We start from the raw sequence: 18,555 nt of genomic DNA, 5'->3' as shown, positions 1-18,555 counted from the left end.
TCGATCAGAATTTCCCAAAGCTACACCAAGTACTAATTACAGTATAATGGATCAGAACGAGTTAAGGGGAAAAAAGTAATATTGTATCCGCTTAAGTTTATAGGGGGAACCAACGTTGTTGTTGAAAACAGAAGAAAAAATGGTCCATGAGGGCAACTGCTTATGGATCGTATAAAGGTAAGACTTATGCTGGATTGGGTCGTGTTGAAGCTGAGAATACCCTGGATTGGGACTAGCATTCTGATCATTTTGGGCTCACTAAGCACTATTTTTCCGTTTACTTTATTCTATGGTGTACAGTTTATGATTGGTAGCGCGGCAGTACTCGTTGCTCTACGTTTGCATGGGGCCAGCTATGGATTTGTCACCCTCACAGTCATCCATCTGCTGAATACCGTCTTTGTTGGCTTCCAGCCGCACAATTTATCTATAATGCTTGCTCATTTCATGGAATTAATCTGGATGCTCGTTTGGCGGAGCCGTTGGAAGAATGGCAGCTTAATCAAGGCTGATGCTGTCTTTTGGGTAGTGATGTTATTTCCTGTTATCTATGCCGGGCATTTTATGTTGGGTATGAATATAGACGATGTGAAGTATGAGTATATGTATATTGCTGTGATTGGTATGGTGAATGCGCTGATTGCGGGAATTGTAGTTGATTTCTGGATCACCACGGGTGAACACAAATCCAAGCGGATGGGAACCATTCCATTAACAAGAATTGCGTTTAAATACGTAGTCGCCTTTGTGGTATTTGTTTCTCTCGTACTGTTATCCGCAGATAGCCGCAGACAATTGGGTCAAATGAATGATGCCATATTACGTGATATGAAATATGCAGCAACTGCGGTTGTTCAGGATCTTGATGAAGAGTATGTTACCTCCGAGAATATGGATCAGAATATGGCGCGTTATCATCATCTACTGGGTGTGAATGTGATTCTGCTGAATCGCAATGATACAGTGGTCGCTTCTGGTTTGAATACACTACAGGTGGGCGATTACCTGGACATGGACAGATTCCGTCTTCTGAAATCAAGGGATAACCTCTTTCTGTTAAGTTCCGCAAATATCCATTATAGCGATGTATTGAATCACTGGAAACAAGCCTCTTTTATCTTTGAAGCAGAAATGACAAGGTTAACTCCTTATCGGGTATTCATTGTGACTGACTCATCCAAGTATTACCCTCGAATCGAATCGATTTATCTGACCACACTGCAATCCCTGTTCATCATCATCGTGGCTTCCATGATTGTGGCGGCTCCTCTCAGCAGTAAGGTCGTTAGCCCGCTGTTAAGACTGACCCGAATGACAGGCTCTCTGCCGAGACTGCTGTTTCGAAATGGGAAGCTGGAATGGCCAACCAGCCATGTAACCGAAGTACAGATCCTGATTGGTAATTTGCGCAAAATGTCCGATGTGCTGTTGGAACAATTCGAACAGATTCGTCACGACAAGTTAACGCTGGAGGACAGGGTCATAGAGCGTACCAAGGAACTCAAGAATAGTGAAGAGGTCAAACGTGCCATTATTGAATCCTCTATTGATGCGATTATCGCTGTGGACTCCAATGGGCTGATCGTTGAGTTTAATCCGGAGGCTGAAAGAATGTTTGGATTGCGTCGGGAAGAAGTGATCCTGCACAAGGAAGCGCCCTCTCTTTTTCAAGGGGCCAGCTGCAAGGAGATCAAGAATTTGCTGGAGCGATTTGAATATGTGGAAGGTAAAAGATACACCATCGTTGAAGAAATTTCAGGTATCCGACGGGATGGTTCCGTATTTCCGATTGAGTACAAGATTGTTGAGATCCAGTTGGGCAAAAATGAGACATTATATAACCTGTTTATTAAGGATATTACGGAGCGGACCAGAGCAGAAGAAGATCGTGTACGTCATGCCCTTGCGCTGGAGAAGCTGAACTCGGAGTTATTCAATGAGAAGATTGCGATCCAGGAACAGCGAGATATCAGTGAGCAATTTATTGAATCCGTACGAGAAGGGCTCGTGATGTCTGATCGATCAGGGACCATAACTATCGTCAACCGAAGGATAGAAGAGATGTTTGGTTTGGGTGATTTTATGGGCAGATCCATTGAGGATTTGGCGCAGGCGATTGATACGATGGTACTAACGGACAACTTCAATCTGATGGAACAGACGAGAGCATTCCTGAATGGAGAAACGGCGTTTATCGAGACCGAATTTATATTCAATAATGTGGATAAAAGTGTATTTTCCTTGTACATGAAGCAGATGGATGTCCCGGGTAAAAACCATGGGTTTCTGCTGGTGTTCCGTGACCGGACAGGAGAAGAACGGCTGGATCGGATGAAAAATGAGCTCATCAGTGTGGTATCTCATGAGCTTCGAACGCCTGTAGCCACCATTATGGGATATGTGGAACTCATGATGATGTATGACCTTCCGGCAGCTCAGCAGCGGGAATTCATGCAGACCATCTCTTCGGAGGGCAAGCGGCTGAGCAGTTTGCTCGATGATGTACTGGATATTCAGCGCCTCGACAACGAAGGTATGACTTACCACATGACGTATGTACCGCTGGTGGAGTTGGTAGAAGGGGTTGCCGAACAGTGGAATATGAAGTCTGCCCAACGTATCTACGTGCATACGTTTAATGGAGACTTTTTTGCTTATGCGGACCAGAACAGGATGGTTCAGGTTCTGCATAATCTGGTGGGCAATGCAGTCAAGTATTCTCCGGGAGCCGATCGTATTGATATCACGTTATGGGAAGAAGAGGAATGGTTATGTCTTGATGTGCGTGATTACGGAATAGGTATTGCGGAGCAAGAGAAGGACATGCTGTTCAACAAATTCTATCGGGTCGATAATTCGGATCATCGGCAGATTGGTGGAACAGGAATCGGGTTGTACATTTCCCGTAAAATTGTAGAGGATCACAAGGGTACGCTGACTTTTATATCTGCACCGGACAAAGGAAGTACGTTCAAGGTCCGACTGCCCAAGCAGGACGTATTGGTGTGAATTTAAGATTGGATGAAGAAATGTATTTCACTTTTTTTATGAACCATGTTTATGTACGAGACCTACGGATAGAGCCTTTGCCCTTCAGCGCGTGAGCGTGATAAGGGGAAAGGCTTTTTTTGTTTTTCAATTTCCCCGGATAAAAAAACAACTTCTTTTGCAAACTGTCTATAGAGCCATAATTTGCATCCCATGCAAAAGGAGGACGGCAGGTATATGTTCCGTAAACAAGAGAAAACACTCATCATCGTCTGTCTGGTTGCAGCTGTGGTTGTGCTGTATGCCGTTGTGAAGAGCATCATCCGAATCATGAGTTATTGAGATACATGTTCAAGCAGAGTAACTGCTGTTGTACATAACGATTATGTGAAAGAGGAGTGTAACCATGTCATCCCTGGACCCTGTTTTGCTCAGCCGGATACTAACCGGCCTTACCCTGTTTGTACACATTATTTTTGCCTCTATTGGTGTAGGTGTTCCACTTATGATTGCCTTGGCCGAGTGGCGAGGACTCCGAACCAATGATATGCATTACACCTTGCTGGCACGCCGGTGGGCGCGAGGTTTTGTCATCACCGTTGCCGTTGGCGTTGTTACAGGCACCTCGATCGGATTACAGCTCAGTCTGCTGTGGCCGATGTTTATGCGGGTCGCGGGTCAGGCGATTGCGTTGCCGCTATTCATGGAGACGTTTGCCTTTTTTATAGAGGCGATCTTTCTTGGAATTTACCTCTATACGTGGGATCGTTTCAAAAAGAAATATACGCATATGCTGCTGCTGATTCCGGTAGCTCTCGGCTCATCTGCATCTGCGATCTTCATTACAACGGTGAACTCCTTCATGAACCAGCCTCAGGGATTCACCCTGATTAATGGCATCATGAAGGACATTCATCCGATTGCTGCCATGTTGAATCCAGCAACGCCAACCAAAGTGTCCCATGTACTCGCCTCATCCTATACCTTGAGTGCAGGTATCCTGGCGGGGATAGCCGCCTTTAGTTTGCTCCGGGGACGGGATCATGTGTATTACAAAAAAGCACTGAAACTCACGACGGTATCTGCGCTCGTATTTGCCATCAGCACCGTCATGATCGGAGACTCCTCCGGTAAATTTCTGGCGAAATATCAGCCGGAGAAGCTGGCTGCCGCAGAATGGCATTTCAAGACAATGAAGAAGGCACCGCTCGTCTATGGCGGTATTCTGGATGAGAATAATGAGGTGAAATACGCGATTGAGATTCCGTATGCTCTTAGCATTTTGGCGGGTAATCGTCCAGATACGGAAGTGAAAGGACTCGAAGAATTTCCTGCGGATCTGAGACCACCGTTGTCTATTCACTATATGTTCGACCTGAAGGTCACAACCGGAGTGATCATCCTGATGATTCCTGTGTTATATGTACTGCGGCGGTGGTTGCCAGGGCGCAAGCCCTATCCCAAATGGCTGTTGCTCGGCATTGTCTTGCTGGGGCCACTGGCCATGATTGCCATCGAGCTGGGGTGGATGTTCGCTGAAGTCGGCAGGCAGCCTTGGATTTTACGCGGGTATATGAAGGTGGCGGAAGCGGCTACGACGTCAACTTCGGTAGGATGGATGCTGGTGTTGTTCATCTTGCTGTATCTGATCCTGTGTTTCTCGTGCATTCGGGTACTCAGCAAACTGTTCCGCAACAAGGAAGCAGAGAAGGAACTAGAGTCTCTGGGGCTTGAAGGAGGGATCGTGCATTGAGTTTCGAAATTGCAGGCATCGCGATATTGTGGACGTTTTTGTTCGGTTACCTGATCGTTGCTTCGATTGATTTTGGCGCCGGGTTCTTCAGCTTTTACAGCATTTTGACCGGGCATGAGAACAAAATTCATAACATCATTCAGCGCTACCTGTCCCCTGTGTGGGAAGTGACGAATGTGTTTTTGATCTTTTTTGTGGTCGGACTGGTCGGATTTTATCCGGACAGCGCCTTTTATTACGGAACAGCATTGCTGGTTCCAGGTTCCTTGGCCATTGTGCTGCTTGCCATCCGGGGCGTGTATTACGCCTACAACACCTATGGCAACCATGGGCAGAACAGCCGGATCTACATGGCATTGTACGGAGCAACGGGATTGCTGATTCCGGCGGTATTTTCCACCATTTTGGCAATATCCGAAGGCGGGATCATTGAAGAGGTGGGCGATCAGGTATTTTTTCGCTGGCGTGAATTTTTAACGAATCCCTATACCTGGTCGGTTATTTTGCTTGCACTGGTCAGTGTGCTGTACATCTCGGCGATGTTTCTTTCCTATTATGCAAAACGGGCGGGGGATGAGCCGGCATATGAGGTGCTTCGAGAGTACGCGCTGCTCTGGAGTTTGCCTACCATTTTTGCAAGCTTTCTGGCTTTTCTGCAGATTAACAAACAGAATCCCGCACACTTTGAGCAGATGGTGAATATTTCGTGGATGTTCATCGCTTCGTTTATTTGTTTTGTCATTGCCGTGTCGCTGGTGTGGAAAAGTAAATATCTGGGTTGGTGTTTTGTCGCTGTCATGCTTCAGTTTGCCTTTGCCTGGTATGGTTACGGGCGATCCCACCTTCCGTACATTCTGTATCCTTACATCAATATTTACGACAGCTTTACGAATCGAACGATGGGGATTGCGCTCATTACAGCGTTTAGTCTGGGGTTACTCGTGCTCATTCCTTCGCTTGTGCTGATTATGAAGCTGTTCCTGTTTGATGCCAATTATGTGCGCGGTAATTCTGGTAAAAAGAAAGGATGAGTCTGTTCATGGTCACTACTGAGGGAGTCACGGGCATACCCGGTATAACCGGATTAAGCTTTTTTGAAACATTCACCATTATGTACGCCCCTCCACTGATTATTGCGGCTGCTATTGTCTTTCTGTTTGTATATCTGGCCGTATGTAAGAACCCAAAGGATTGATTACCTGGTACGTCCATTCCCGTTTGGGGTAATCTCTTGTTAAGAAATGAGGAAGGGAGGAGGGCCCTTTCATGCCGAAAATCCGTTATAACAATATCGATAATGTAAGTACGGACAAAACGCTGAAGGAATTCAAGCAATGGAGGGAGCAACGGCGGAGCAAAGTGAAGGACTACTCCTACACCGTGCCCAAACACCCGCCTGAACTGGATTATCTACATGCCAACCGGGATGACACAAGTATTACCTGGATTGGTCACTCCACATTTTTCATTCAATATTATGGATTGAACATCGTGACTGACCCGGTGTGGGCCGAAAAAATGGGATTTCAACGAAGGCTCGGTGCCCCCGGCATTCCGATTCAGGATATTCCACCTTTGGATGTCATTCTGATATCCCATTCCCACTATGATCATCTACATCTGGCTTCGTTGCGTAAGCTGATTACAGCCAAAACCTTGCTCATCGTACCCGATGGTCTGAAGCGCAAGATGATTCGCAAAGGATTCCATCGATGCCAGGAGATGAAATGGTGGGATCATATGACACTTGGCGGAGTCAAAATAACTTTTGTCCCTGCACAGCACTGGACGCGCCGAACGTTGTTCGATACCAATACATCCCATTGGGGCGGTTATGTGTTGGAACAGAACCATCTGGCGACGTCTTCAGCAGCCGAAAGTGCTGCAACAACGAGTGATCAGGATGAATCATCCACGGAATCAGGGAAGAACGAAACGTCCAAAACATCAGGCGGCCCGCCTGTGTTGTATTTTGTGGGTGATACAGGTTACTTCCAGGGTTTCAAAACGATTGGAGAACGCTTTGACATTGGTGTTACCCTGATGCCCATCGGTGCCTACGATCCGGAATGGTTCATGACTTCTCAGCATGTGACACCCGAAGAAGCGCTGCAGGGGTTCGTTGAATCCGGTTCACAGCTCATGGTGCCAATGCATTACGGCACATTCAAGCTGGCGGATGATACGCCCAAGGAAGCGCTGGATCGGCTGGAAGTTGAACGTGAACGGCTAGGCATTGGTAAAGAGCGGATTCGGGTGCTTGGTCATGGCGAAACACTCCGCATTCACCACGAGGAAGGTAAACAGGGCTAACAAAAGTGAGCCAAATATGTTAATGTAGGGATATGCCTGCATGAACAGTACATTTACCAAATCTTTAATAAGTAAAAAGCGGCCAATTTTCGAATTTGCCGCTTTTTTGTGTTATAATATGGTGCCAGAATAGGCATCGGGATATTGAATCCATGATTTACGCAACTTGCTATTCATGCAGTATGCAGATTAACCAATAAAGGATGGTATGCTTAATGATCAGTACAAGCGGCATCACGCTCCGCTACGGAAAACGTGCACTTTTTGAAGATGTAAATATCAAATTCACACCAGGAAACTGTTACGGCCTCATCGGCGCCAACGGAGCCGGCAAATCAACATTCTTGAAAATTTTGTCCGGTGAAATTGAATCCAACTCGGGAGAGGTGCACATCACCCCGGGCGAACGTATGGCCGTTTTGAAGCAAAACCATTTCGAATATGATGAGTATCCGGTTCTCGAAACCGTAATTATGGGTCATAGTCGTCTCTATGCAATTATGAAAGAAAAAGATACGCTGTATGCCAAAGCGGATTTCACGGAAGAAGATGGCCTGCGTGCAGGTGAACTTGAGGGTGAATTTGCCGAATTGAATGGTTGGGATGCTGAGCCGGATGCAGCGGCACTCCTGATCGGTCTGGGTATCGATCGTGATATGCATGAGAAGAAAATCGTTGAACTGAGCGGAAACGAAAAAGTTCGTGTCCTGCTTGCACAAGCCTTGTTTGGTCGTCCAAACAACCTGTTGCTCGATGAGCCTACCAACCACTTGGATCTCGAATCCATTCAATGGCTGGAGAACTTCTTGATGGACTATGAAGGTACTGTTATTGTCGTATCCCATGACCGTCACTTCCTGAACAAAGTATGTACGCACATTGCGGATATCGACTTTGGTAAAATCCAGTTGTACGTAGGTAACTACGATTTCTGGTATGAATCCAGTCAATTGGCACTTGCTTTACAGCGTGATGCCAACAAGAAAAAAGAAGAGAAGATTAAAGACTTGCAAGCCTTTATTCAACGCTTCTCGGCGAATGCCTCGAAATCGAAGCAGGCGACTTCCCGTAAGAAACAGCTCGACAAAATCACGCTGGATGACCTTCGTCCATCGAACCGTAAATATCCGTTTATCAACTTCAAACCTGAGCGTGAAGCGGGCAAACAATTATTGACCGTAGATCGCATCAGCAAATCGGTTGATGGTGTGAACATGCTGAATGATATCAGCTTTGTGGTGAACAAAGGCGATAAAATTGCATTTGTTGGACCGAACGGTAATGCAAAGTCACTATTGTTTGATATTCTTATGGGGGAAACGGAGTTGGATAGCGGCGAATTCACTTGGGGCGTAACCACAACTCAAGCTTATTTCCCGAAAGACAACTCCCAATATTTTGACGGTGTAGACATGACTCTCGTCGATTGGCTCCGTCAATATTCCAAAGATCAGGATGAGACATATCTGCGTGGATTCTTGGGACGTATGCTGTTCTCAGGTGAGGAATCCCTGAAAAAGGCAAGTGTACTCTCCGGGGGCGAGAAGGTTCGCTGTATGCTGGCGAAAATGATGCAGACTGGTGCGAACGCATTGATTCTGGATGAGCCTACGAACCACTTGGATCTCGAATCCATTACAGCGCTGAACAATGGTATGATTGATTTTGACGGCACTATGCTGTTTACATCCCATGACCATCAGTTCATTCAAACGATCTCTAACCGGATTATTGAAATTACGCCGACTGGCATCATTGATCGCCAAATGAGCTATGACGAATATCTGGAAAGTGATGAAATCAAAGAACTGCGCAAAAAAATGTATCCGGTAGAAGCTTAAATCAAGCATCATCTACGGCACATGATCATAGGAACACCAAAGAACCGCAAGCCTCTGTGAAGAGGGCTTGCGGTTCTTTTTGTAATTCAATGGGTTTCTCTGCGGCTTTAAGACCTAAGATCCACCAGTACGGCGACGTTGGTTGTTAGGCTTCTTGTTGTTTTGACTCTTCATCGCTTTAGGTCCGCCTTCAAAGTAGGCGCTGGATTGGTTACCGGAATTTGCTTGTTCTTTCTTTTGCGCCAGCTTTTGGCGTATAGCATCCTGCAAACTGACCTTTTTCGGTTCGTTATTTTCGCTCATCGTTATTTCCCTCCCGGTCTTACAGTGAGCCGTCCAGATTGGACGGGATGTACCTATTTTATACGTTTTATAAAAGCCCCACAAGGGCAACCTGATAAAATGCTCAAAACCTTTGGTTTTACTTGGGTCAACATTCTTTCTTACGACCTACAGCCCTGCCGTCTGGCAACACTGTTTCTGTAGACCCACACGCTCCGCATTTGGTAACATGGAAAAACCGTAATACGAAACGTTAAAGGGGTGTCGCCCGGTTTGAACGCTTATGAAGAAATTCGAAAAGGGGAGCGAGGGGCTTGGGTTAGTATCGTAGCCTATCTCGTCTTGTCCGCTTTTAAGCTGATCTGTGGATATTTATTTGCTTCCAGCGCCTTGCTGGCCGATGGTTTTAATAACCTTACAGATATTGTAGCATCCGTTGCTGTATTGATTGGGCTTCGGATCTCCCAGAAACCACCTGATTCGGATCATGCCTATGGTCATTTTAGAGCGGAGACTGTTGCTGCCTTGGTAGCTTCATTTATTATGGCTATGGTTGGGCTGCAAGTATTGGTTGAAGCCGTTCGCTCCTGGTATGAAGGAGCCTTTGTTGCTCCAAACCTGTGGGCGGCAGCGGTGGCTGTAGTCTGTGCTGTGGTGATGTTAGGCGTGTACCGTTACAATCACCGTCTGGCTAAACAAATTAATAGTCAGGCATTGATGGCTGCGGCGAAAGATAATCGTTCGGATGCCTGGGTTAGCATAGGCGCTGCAGTTGGGATTATAGGTGCGCAGTTTGGACTTCCTTGGCTGGATAAAGTAGCTGCGATTGCTGTAGGTCTGTTGATTTGCAAGACAGCTTGGGAGATTTTCCGGGATTCTACACACCGTCTTACCGATGGATTTGATCAGAAAGAGCTGACGGACCTCAGATCCTCCGTAGCACGCGTTCCTGGCGTTGAGATGATCAAGGATGTGAAGGCACGTGTGCATGGCAGTCATGTACTTGTGGATGTGGTTATTGAAGTGGACGGAGGCCTAAGCCTGATTGAAGGCCATCAGATCTGTGACCGAGTGGAAGAGCGGTTGAAGCGATCACATAATATCATGCATGTGCATGTACATGTGGAACCAAAGACGGAAGAAGTCACAAGGAACCCTTGAACAGGGAGTGAACATCTTGGAAAATCAAAAGAGGACAGCCGCGATTGTGCGTGCTGTCCTCTTTACTTATCGTTAGAACGATTATACGATGTTATTGAATGGCAACGTGGATCCACGCTTTGCCTTTCCAAGTGTATACTTGTACCCACTCGCCGCCATCGAATCCATCAACCACTTCACCTGTTGTATCGATGACTTGGGAGCCTAATGCACCGATTGGTTTACCGTTAGGTGCATCATAGAACCAAGTGCGCTCCAGAAGGTTCAGCAACATCGTTGGTGCCAGTACTTCATCGCCTGGTTTTACGAGTGGCTCTTCAAACATTTTCTCATCTGTAGTCGTAGCTGGCGTTTCAGTTGTAGTTGAAGTACCTTCTGCACCTGTAGTGTCTGTTGTTGTACCTGTTACAGTCTCAGCAGTACCTTCTACTGTTTCTACAGCAGGTTTGTTCACTTCAACAGCTGGAGTTGTTGTGGTCGTTGGCGTTGTTGTAGCCTCAGTTCCTGTTTCCGGAGTTACCGTTCCAGTAACCGCTTCCTCAGCACCTGCAGCGGCAGCCATCGAACCCATCAACGTTAAAGCAGCAGCAAAACTTACGATTTTTTTCATTTTCTTTTCCTCCTCGGTTTGTTATGTAATTTGTTGTCCTGTGTTAAAAATAACCAAGCAAGCTACCTTATGAATCACAAATTATAACAATATTTTCTTGCATTCTCCAGTGTCAACTGGATCATATGTGGGTATATAGCAAGCCTGTAAATATCATACTTCGGTGGGATAAAACCGGGTTGGCTATCTCAAAAAGGTCCTGTTTTTTGGGATTCATACGAGAGCGGATTGGAATAAAGCAGAAGGGAGTGCAATACATAGTATAGAAAAGTTGAACTATGCCTGAACGCACAAAAGCCAATCGGCTGGGTAGCACGATCGGCTTTTGTATGTATTCGTTTAGTAAACACTCAGTCATATCAGAGCCTGAGGTTATCGCATTCGGCTGCGTCCCGTAATCAGGGAGATTACGAACAGTACAACAAAGATGAAGAAGAGTACTTTCGCGATTGAAGCAGCTGCTTCAACAATACCGAAGAATCCAAAAATACCTGCTACCAGTGCAATAATTAGAAATAATACAGACCATTTCAACATAATTATTCATCCTTTCGTATACTTTATTGTGAAGTGAGTTGTGTTCACCTCACCGCCTTGTGTAGTCTAACTTTAACCGAGTGCTAACCGCTTGAAACATTGTTTTTTTTCCAAGCGAAGGTATATATGAAGGGATATATCATATTGTTTCGTCCGGGAAATCGCCGGGTAACTATAGCAATAACAAACTGATGCACATATGGAAAGAGAGGTTCTTCTATGATCTATCAAATTAGCGTGGCCCTGATTGCAGTGGCATTTGCAGTACTGGTATTCTTTTTAATTCGTACCTTGAAATCCGCTCAGGGTTCTTTGGACAATGTCTCACAGACATTGCAGGAGGTACAGAAAACCATTGATGAACTTAGTTATGAAGTGAAGCAGACGGTAAGACATGCCAATGATATTACGGTGGATGTACAGCACAAAATGAAAAAAATTGATCCTGTTATGGAATCTGTTGAGAATCTGGGTGAAGTGTTGAATGAAGTGACGGCAGCAGCCAAACAAGTCTCCACAACGCTGATGGCGAAATTTCAGACCAAACGTAACAACGCTGAACAGACCAAGCATGCTGAAGCGGTTCATGTAACTGCACCGCCTGCTACATCAACGGATCGTACCCTGCAATCCTATGAAGCTACATATAATGGTGAAGCTAAGGGCGGGAAAAACTGGATGAAGTATATTGATGTTGCAGCGAATGTATGGCAACGGATGCGCAAGTAACATGACCGCTTTGTAACCCAAGAAGAAGCCTCCAGAGCGGTGATGAACCTGATGAAAGGGTGAGAATCATGATGAAACTACTGCTTGTGATGTTTAGCGTAATTTCTCCCTTTTCCGTTCAACCGGCAGCGGTACCCGCTGCTCACGATATGCAATGGACGGCAATGGAAGAGAAGGCGTCAGAGGTAACTCTGGCTGTTGATCGATCCGAGACTTTCCAGCATTTTCGGACTCTGAATGGCATTTCTCTGGATGACACCATGGATGATTTGTTGGCCAAGAAGGGCCAGCCGGTGCATAAGCAGGAAGATCCTTATCTGGGGTGTCCTGAATATGACTTTCATGATGTGAAAGTTGGCTTGTGTGAAGATACGGATGTCATTCAATATGTGCATATCGATGCATCTGAGAGTCACATCATGGTAAACGGAAAGAGAATTGAGATGAATATTGAAGCGATCCATCATGCTCTCGGGAAACCTTATTATGTGGCACAGGACGGAGAAGTATTTCTCCGTGGAGACCAGGCTCTGAAGGTATATATGAAGTCAGGATCTCAGCAGATTGAAGGCATTGATCTTTTTGATGACACAGTTTCCTAGGATTGGTTATTACCAAATCGTTTCAAACCCATATAGTATGGTTATATATTAAGTAGCTCGATACAGAAGATAAAATCAGAGGAGAGTGGAAACGATGAATTCAACCAATGAGCAAGCTTATGCAAAAGTGGTAGAAAACGGAGTCCAGGCGGTAGAAGCGGTGAAAGAATTGCAGATTACCGGATACCTTGCTGATCAAATCTTTGTTCTCGCCCATGAGAAGGATCGTACAGATCGAATTGCCGATACAGCAGATGCCAAAGAAATTGGCATAAAGGAAGAAGGCGTATTTGATTCCTTGGCGAATCTGTTCCGCTCACGTGGTGATGAACTCCGGGCCAAAATTGTTTCGATGGGCTTTACCGAAGCCGAAGCGGACTTCTACGAGAGTGAACTCGACAAAGGTAAAGTACTCGTTATTGCTAAAAAGAAAGATTAAACCAATAAGTTGAAGTTTGCTGAACATGGACAAGCTTCTGAATCATTTATGTAAAATGCTTAATCAAAAACATAGATAAGGAATGGGGCTTTCCCCATTCCTTATCTATGTTTTTGCAAGTTTGGAAGCGGGATCAGGACGCTGCAAAAACAGGGTGAGTCGCGGGGATATTCCCCTACGATGGTGCCATTTACTGATAGAAGTTTTTTGTTTTTACGATTATAGTTATACTAGGAATTATTATGTCTACTGCCGTTTTGTATGCAAAATTTGTATAATCAACGTTCGTTTTAACCTAATAAGAATCGACAAACCCGGACGCCACAGATAAGGAGATATCAATGAGAATACTTATTGTTGACGACAATCCGACGAATGTCATTATCATTCGAGAAATTCTGAAAAAAGAAAACTATCGTGACATTGTAACGGCGAGTTCCGCCATGGAAATGTTTGAAGTGTTAGGAATTGGGGAGGAAAGCAACGAACTTCGTCCAAGACCGTCGGATATTGACCTGATTTTGCTAGATATGATGATGCCTGAGATGGACGGTATCGAAGCCTGCAGTATTGTGCAGAAATTTGAGAATCTGAAGGATATACCGATTATTATGGTGACTGCCATCGGAGATTCTAAGAAACTTGCCGAAGCATTGGATGCTGGTGCATCTGACTATGTGACCAAACCGATTAATAAAGTCGAACTGATGGCCAGAATTCGACTCGCACTTCGTTTAAAACAGGAGAAGGATTGGCATAAAGAGCGTGATCAACGTATTCAGGATGAGCTCAAGTTGGCAGCGATGGTCCAAAATGCTGTATTAAGTCCGGCAATTAGAGACCCGCTGTTCCAAGTGCATGCCATCTATAAACCATCCTTTGAGCTTGCGGGTGATCTGTATTCTTGGTACCCCCTTGGGGAAGGCCGTTACGGAGTACTGCTGCTCGACATGATGGGACACGGGATATCTTCGTCCCTGTTTACCATGTTTATCGCTTCTGTGTTGAAAGATACGGTTACCACTTATGTGGATCCAGAGAAGGTCATTCAGGAGTTGAACCGTCGTTTTAACCAGCTCCATCTGGAGAAACAATTGGTGCAGTATTATTTCACGGCAATTTATCTGGTCGTTGATACACGGATGAAGCGCATTGATTATGTTAACGCGGGGCATCCACCTGCTTTATTTTTCCGAAACGACGGCAGTGTGACCACATTTGACAGCGTCTGCTGTCCTGTTGGTTTATTTGACAAGATGGATATTGAACCACAAACGATCCATTACGAGGGTGACGGTCATATTGCAATCTATACGGATGGCTTATTGGAAGCTGTTCAGGGCGGGCAGGAGGAGCAACATGAATTCCTGATCGAAAAACTGACCGGTTCACATCAGTGGAATGAAGTGGCCATGCAGGCCATGTTTTTTGACGACGACATTCCCCAGGAGCGGGATGATGATAAATGTCTGGTCTGGATTACTTTGGATAAAGGGGCGGGGGATGAATGAAGATCAGGAATAAACTGCTGATTGGTTTTACCGCTCTGATGGCTATTCTGATCGTGCTCACGTTTGTGAGTTATGAACGGCTAAACAGCAGTAATCAACAGATTGATCAGATGTATCAGGAACGTTATCTCAAAGTAAGGTTCACTTCTGCTGCACGTGGAGAGGTCAATGATATTGCCAAAGTGCTGGCTAACTTGTTATTGAATCCGAACAATTCGATCAGTGCTGCTGAAGGTGACCTGAAGGAGATGAAGGATCGAGGGGATGGTTACCTCGTAGAAGTGAGAAACCGAGCAGACAGTGCACCTGAACATCAACTGGTGGATCGTGTGAATACTGCGTGGGCCGCTTATACTTCCTATGCAACGAGACAGATCAACCTGATGTCCCAAAACAGGGTAGAAGATGCGAATAACTACCGCAATTCAACAGGACTCGCGGTGCAAAAAGAAGCTGTGGATAGTTTGAATGCTCTTTCCCGTTATCAGGACCAAGAGATTGATGCCGAGATCAAGAACGCTAACGCAGCGTATACGAGAGCCGTACAGATCACGATAAGTATCATGATTGCGGGATTGTTGCTTGCATTGGGTGTCATTATGTGGGTGCTGCCGAGTATTACACGAGGTCTGAACACTGTATCTATGATGATTACCAGCTTTGGTAAAGGGCGTTACCGAACCATTCGGCGCATACAGGTCAAATCAACCGATGAGATTGGTCAGATTGCCAGTGTGTTCAAAGATGTATCCAGTGATCTGGAAGAAAAACTTGAGATCGAGAGAGCTTACATGCAGGCTCAGCAGGATCAAAACTGGATGAGTTCGAACATCGCAAGAGTCCCGGAGCTGCTTCGGGGGATTGGCTCCATTCGCCAAATTTCACAGATGTTTATCAGTGAATTCACACCTGTGCTTGGCGCTCAGTTGGGTGTCGTCTATCTGATCGATGAGGAGAAACATCCCGACGAACTGAGACGCTACGGTGCATACGCATTTGAAGAGAACGAAGATGTTGGTAAAGAAATGTATCGCATCGGTGAAGGCTTGATTGGTCAAGCCGCGCTGGATATGACACCGATTATTCTGGAAAATACGCCTGAAGATTACGTGCATATTGGTTCAGCTTCAGGCTCAACACGTGCTGTGGGTATTATGATCTATCCTGTCGTGTTTGAAGATGAACTGATTGGTGTAGTTGAAGTGGCTTCCTTTGAAGGTTTCAATGAACTGCACAAGCAGTTATTCACACAACTGATTATGAACCTGGGCGTAATTTTGAACAACGTTCGACGTCGTTTGCGTGTGGAGGAGTTGCTGCGTGAATCCCAGGCACTGACTGAGGAACTGCAGGTTCAATCGGAAGAATTGCAGACACAGCAAGAAGAACTCCGTCGTTCCAATGAGAATCTGGAGGAGCAGACAGAGGCACTTAAACGTTCCGAGGAATTGCTGCAGCGTCAGCAGGAAGAATTGGAGCATTTCAATACGGAGCTCATTGCCAAGACGCGGGCGCTTGAAGAGCAGGTGCGTGAAGTTGAAGAGAAAAATGACGAAATTGAGAAAACGAAGACACAGTTGGAACAGCAAGCTACACAGCTGTCGATGACAAGCAAGTACAAGTCCGAATTTTTAGCGAATATGTCACATGAACTCCGTACACCATTGAACAGTCTGCTCATTTTGTCCCAGTTATTGTCGGAGAACAAGGGTGGAAATCTGACTGACAAACAGCAGGAATATGCGCAAACCATCTACATGTCAGGCGCGGATCTGCTGAAGATGATTGATGAGATTCTGGATCTGTCCAAGGTGGACGCAGGTAAGATGGATATCAATTATGAGACAGTTCGAATGGAAGAGCTGACCAGCTTTGTTCAGCAGAACTTTGGACCGATGGCGAATAAAAAGGAACTGAACTTGAATATCGATTTCGACAGCGATCTACCGGAATGGGTGTACACCGACAGTCATCGCGTCAAACAGATTTTACGGAATTTGTTGTCGAACGCATTTAAGTTCACCAATCGAGGTTCGGTTAGTCTGATTGGGCGACGGATGAAACCGGAAGAGCTGCCGGGTTATATGAATACCAATCAGGAATATCTCGGATTCAGTGTAAAAGACACCGGCATTGGTATTCCATCGGATAAGACGGATCTGATCTTTGAAGCGTTCCAGCAAGTAGACGGGACCACAAGTCGGAAATACGGTGGAACTGGCCTGGGATTGTCCATTAGCAGGGAGCTGGCACGTTTGCTTGGTGGCGCAATACAGGTGGAATCATCCGAGGGAGAAGGTAGCTGCTTTACCTTGTACCTGCCTGATAATCATGAAGAGGAAGCCTTGGCAGAGGAAGGTGCTTCAAGAGAAGCGGCTGTATCCTCAGAGGATCTTTATGAAAAGTCCATCGAAGCACGGATTATGCTTTCAAGTCATCAGTCCATTCTCTCTCCTGATCCGGAGCGGAGCGTGGGTACAGATCTGTCTCCTACCCATATTCCAGATGTCACGCAGATCGAAGATGATCGGGAGAATCTTATGGAAGGTGACAAAATCCTGCTCATCATTGAGGATGACGTGAACTTTGCACATATTTTGACGGATATGGCGAGAGGAAGAGGTTTCAAAGCACTTGTTGCCCTTCAAGGTGATAAAGGACTTGAAATGGCACGTCAATATCTGCCGGATGCCATTATCCTGGATATTCAATTGCCGGTGATGGATGGTTGGACCATTCTGGGCGAGCTGAAGAGCAGTTCGGCAACACGCCACATTCCGGTTCATGTGATTTCAGTCATTGATGATATGAAGCAAGGTCTGATGATGGGCGCCATTGCGTATCTGAAAAAACCTTCGAGCAAGGATTCACTGGATAAAGCATTCTCACATATCAAATCATATACTGAGAATCAATTGAAACGACTGTTGATCGTCGAAGATGATGAAATTCAGCGTAAAGCCATTATTGAATTGATTGGTCATGATGATGTTGCAATCACCGCTGTATCGACTGGTAGTGAGGCTTTGAATGAATTACACAGCCAGCGTTATGACTGCATGGTACTGGATCTGATGTTAACGGATATGACCGGGTTTGAGTTGCTCGACCAGATTCGTGATGATGAATATCTGAACGATCTGCCGATTATAATTTATACAGGCAAAGAACTGGATTCCAAGGAAGAAATGAAGCTGCGCAAATATGCGGAATCCATCATTATCAAGGATGTGAAGTCACCGGAACGTCTGCTGGATGAGACGACTTTGTTCCTGCATCGGGTAGAAGCCAATTTGCCGGAAGACAAGCGTCGAATCTTACAGAAACTACACAACAAAGAAACGTTGTTTGAAGGCAAGAAAATATTGCTTGTAGATGACGATATTCGTAACGTATTTGCCCTCTCAAGTGTCCTTGAAGGCTATCGGATGGATGTGACGTTTGCTGAGAACGGCCGAGAGGCTTTGGAGATTTTGGACAAAAATCCGGAAATTGATCTGGTACTAATGGATATGATGATGCCAGAGATGGACGGTTATGAAGCGATGACACGAATCAGACAGATCCCGCAGTTTGAAAAGTTGCCGATTATTGCGCTTACGGCCAAAGCCATGAAAGAGGATCGCGGCAAATGTATTGAGGCCGGAGCATCTGATTATGTGAAAAAACCGATCCAGACAGATCAATTGTTATCCTTAATGCGCGTATGGCTGTATTCGTAAGTTCATTATTCGTATGTTCATTGTTTGGGTAATGAAAGACAATACGACGAATACGCAAGTAACAAAT

At 45.5% G+C, this 18,555-nt stretch carries 15 protein-coding genes; 12 read left to right on the top strand and 3 right to left on the bottom strand.

Features of this window, described 5'->3' with window-relative positions; all coding sequences use genetic code 11:
• The first annotated feature begins 162 nt into the window (after positions 1–162).
• The 6 genes from J2Z28_RS22720 to J2Z28_RS22695 all read left to right on the top strand — a co-directional run bounded on the left by J2Z28_RS22720 (position 163) and on the right by J2Z28_RS22695 (position 8,895).
• Positions 163–3,009 carry a PAS domain-containing sensor histidine kinase gene (locus tag J2Z28_RS22720; RefSeq protein WP_211084399.1) on the top strand — a complete coding sequence of 949 codons (2,847 nt, stop codon included), beginning with the start codon at positions 163–165 and terminating at the stop codon, positions 3,007–3,009.
• A gap of 385 nt (positions 3,010–3,394) precedes the next feature.
• A complete protein-coding gene (locus J2Z28_RS22715) occupies positions 3,395–4,741 on the top strand; it encodes a cytochrome ubiquinol oxidase subunit I (RefSeq protein WP_076319640.1) in 1,347 nt (448 codons plus the stop codon).
• Positions 4,738–5,772: a cytochrome d ubiquinol oxidase subunit II gene (locus J2Z28_RS22710; RefSeq protein ID WP_211084398.1), complete on the top strand. Its 1,035-nt coding sequence runs from the start codon at positions 4,738–4,740 to the stop codon at positions 5,770–5,772. The genes J2Z28_RS22715 and J2Z28_RS22710 overlap by 4 nt, the downstream gene beginning before the upstream one ends.
• 8 nt (positions 5,773–5,780) lie before the next feature.
• Positions 5,781–5,936 (top strand): cytochrome bd oxidase small subunit CydS family protein, encoded by a 156-nt coding sequence (cydS, locus tag J2Z28_RS22705; protein ID WP_211084397.1) that lies wholly within the window; start codon positions 5,781–5,783, stop codon positions 5,934–5,936.
• 71 nt (positions 5,937–6,007) lie between these two features.
• Positions 6,008–7,054 (top strand): MBL fold metallo-hydrolase, encoded by a 1,047-nt coding sequence (locus J2Z28_RS22700; RefSeq protein WP_211084396.1) that lies wholly within the window; start codon positions 6,008–6,010, stop codon positions 7,052–7,054.
• A 215-nt stretch (positions 7,055–7,269) separates the two neighbouring features.
• Positions 7,270–8,895: an ABC-F family ATP-binding cassette domain-containing protein gene (locus J2Z28_RS22695; RefSeq protein WP_017692260.1), complete on the top strand. Its 1,626-nt coding sequence runs from the start codon at positions 7,270–7,272 to the stop codon at positions 8,893–8,895.
• 114 nt (positions 8,896–9,009) lie between these two features.
• Here the strand turns inward: J2Z28_RS22695 and J2Z28_RS22690 are convergent, their stop codons facing one another.
• On the bottom strand, positions 9,010–9,198 hold the full coding sequence (locus tag J2Z28_RS22690; RefSeq protein ID WP_017692261.1) for a hypothetical protein: 189 nt from the start codon (positions 9,196–9,198) through the stop codon (positions 9,010–9,012).
• 252 nt (positions 9,199–9,450) lie between these two features.
• On the opposite strand from J2Z28_RS22690, the gene J2Z28_RS22685 reads away from it, so the two are divergent.
• The gene (locus J2Z28_RS22685; protein WP_211084395.1) at positions 9,451–10,338 is read left to right on the top strand and encodes a cation diffusion facilitator family transporter; all 888 of its coding nucleotides are present in this window, start codon (positions 9,451–9,453) and stop codon (positions 10,336–10,338) included.
• A gap of 91 nt (positions 10,339–10,429) precedes the next feature.
• Here J2Z28_RS22685 and J2Z28_RS22680 read toward each other — a convergent pair whose 3' ends face one another.
• Positions 10,430–10,948: a hypothetical protein gene (locus J2Z28_RS22680; protein ID WP_211084394.1), complete on the bottom strand. Its 519-nt coding sequence runs from the start codon at positions 10,946–10,948 to the stop codon at positions 10,430–10,432.
• A 372-nt stretch (positions 10,949–11,320) separates the two neighbouring features.
• Positions 11,321–11,485 (bottom strand): DUF1328 domain-containing protein, encoded by a 165-nt coding sequence (locus J2Z28_RS22675; protein ID WP_017692264.1) that lies wholly within the window; start codon positions 11,483–11,485, stop codon positions 11,321–11,323.
• A gap of 219 nt (positions 11,486–11,704) precedes the next feature.
• Between J2Z28_RS22675 and J2Z28_RS22670 the strand changes: the two genes are divergently transcribed.
• From J2Z28_RS22670 to J2Z28_RS22650, 5 genes are all read left to right on the top strand, one after another.
• Positions 11,705–12,214, top strand: a complete 510-nt coding sequence (locus J2Z28_RS22670; RefSeq protein ID WP_036668007.1) for a DUF948 domain-containing protein — start codon at positions 11,705–11,707, stop codon at positions 12,212–12,214.
• A 68-nt stretch (positions 12,215–12,282) separates the two neighbouring features.
• Positions 12,283–12,816: a hypothetical protein gene (locus J2Z28_RS22665; protein ID WP_211084393.1), complete on the top strand. Its 534-nt coding sequence runs from the start codon at positions 12,283–12,285 to the stop codon at positions 12,814–12,816.
• A 94-nt stretch (positions 12,817–12,910) separates the two neighbouring features.
• Positions 12,911–13,255, top strand: a complete 345-nt coding sequence (locus J2Z28_RS22660) for a YflT domain-containing protein (protein ID WP_017692267.1) — start codon at positions 12,911–12,913, stop codon at positions 13,253–13,255.
• 341 nt (positions 13,256–13,596) lie between these two features.
• Positions 13,597–14,766 carry a PP2C family protein-serine/threonine phosphatase gene (locus tag J2Z28_RS22655; RefSeq protein ID WP_211084392.1) on the top strand — a complete coding sequence of 390 codons (1,170 nt, stop codon included), beginning with the start codon at positions 13,597–13,599 and terminating at the stop codon, positions 14,764–14,766.
• Positions 14,763–18,488, top strand: a complete 3,726-nt coding sequence (locus tag J2Z28_RS22650) for a response regulator (protein WP_211084391.1) — start codon at positions 14,763–14,765, stop codon at positions 18,486–18,488. Before J2Z28_RS22655 ends, J2Z28_RS22650 begins: the two co-directional genes overlap by 4 nt.
• Positions 18,489–18,555 lie beyond the last annotated feature (67 nt).

The organism is Paenibacillus xylanexedens (assembly GCF_017874615.1).
Taxonomy (GTDB): domain Bacteria; phylum Bacillota; class Bacilli; order Paenibacillales; family Paenibacillaceae; genus Paenibacillus; species Paenibacillus xylanexedens.
Note: the sequence above shows the minus strand (reverse complement) of the source record. Positions and strands in the feature narration are given on the sequence as shown.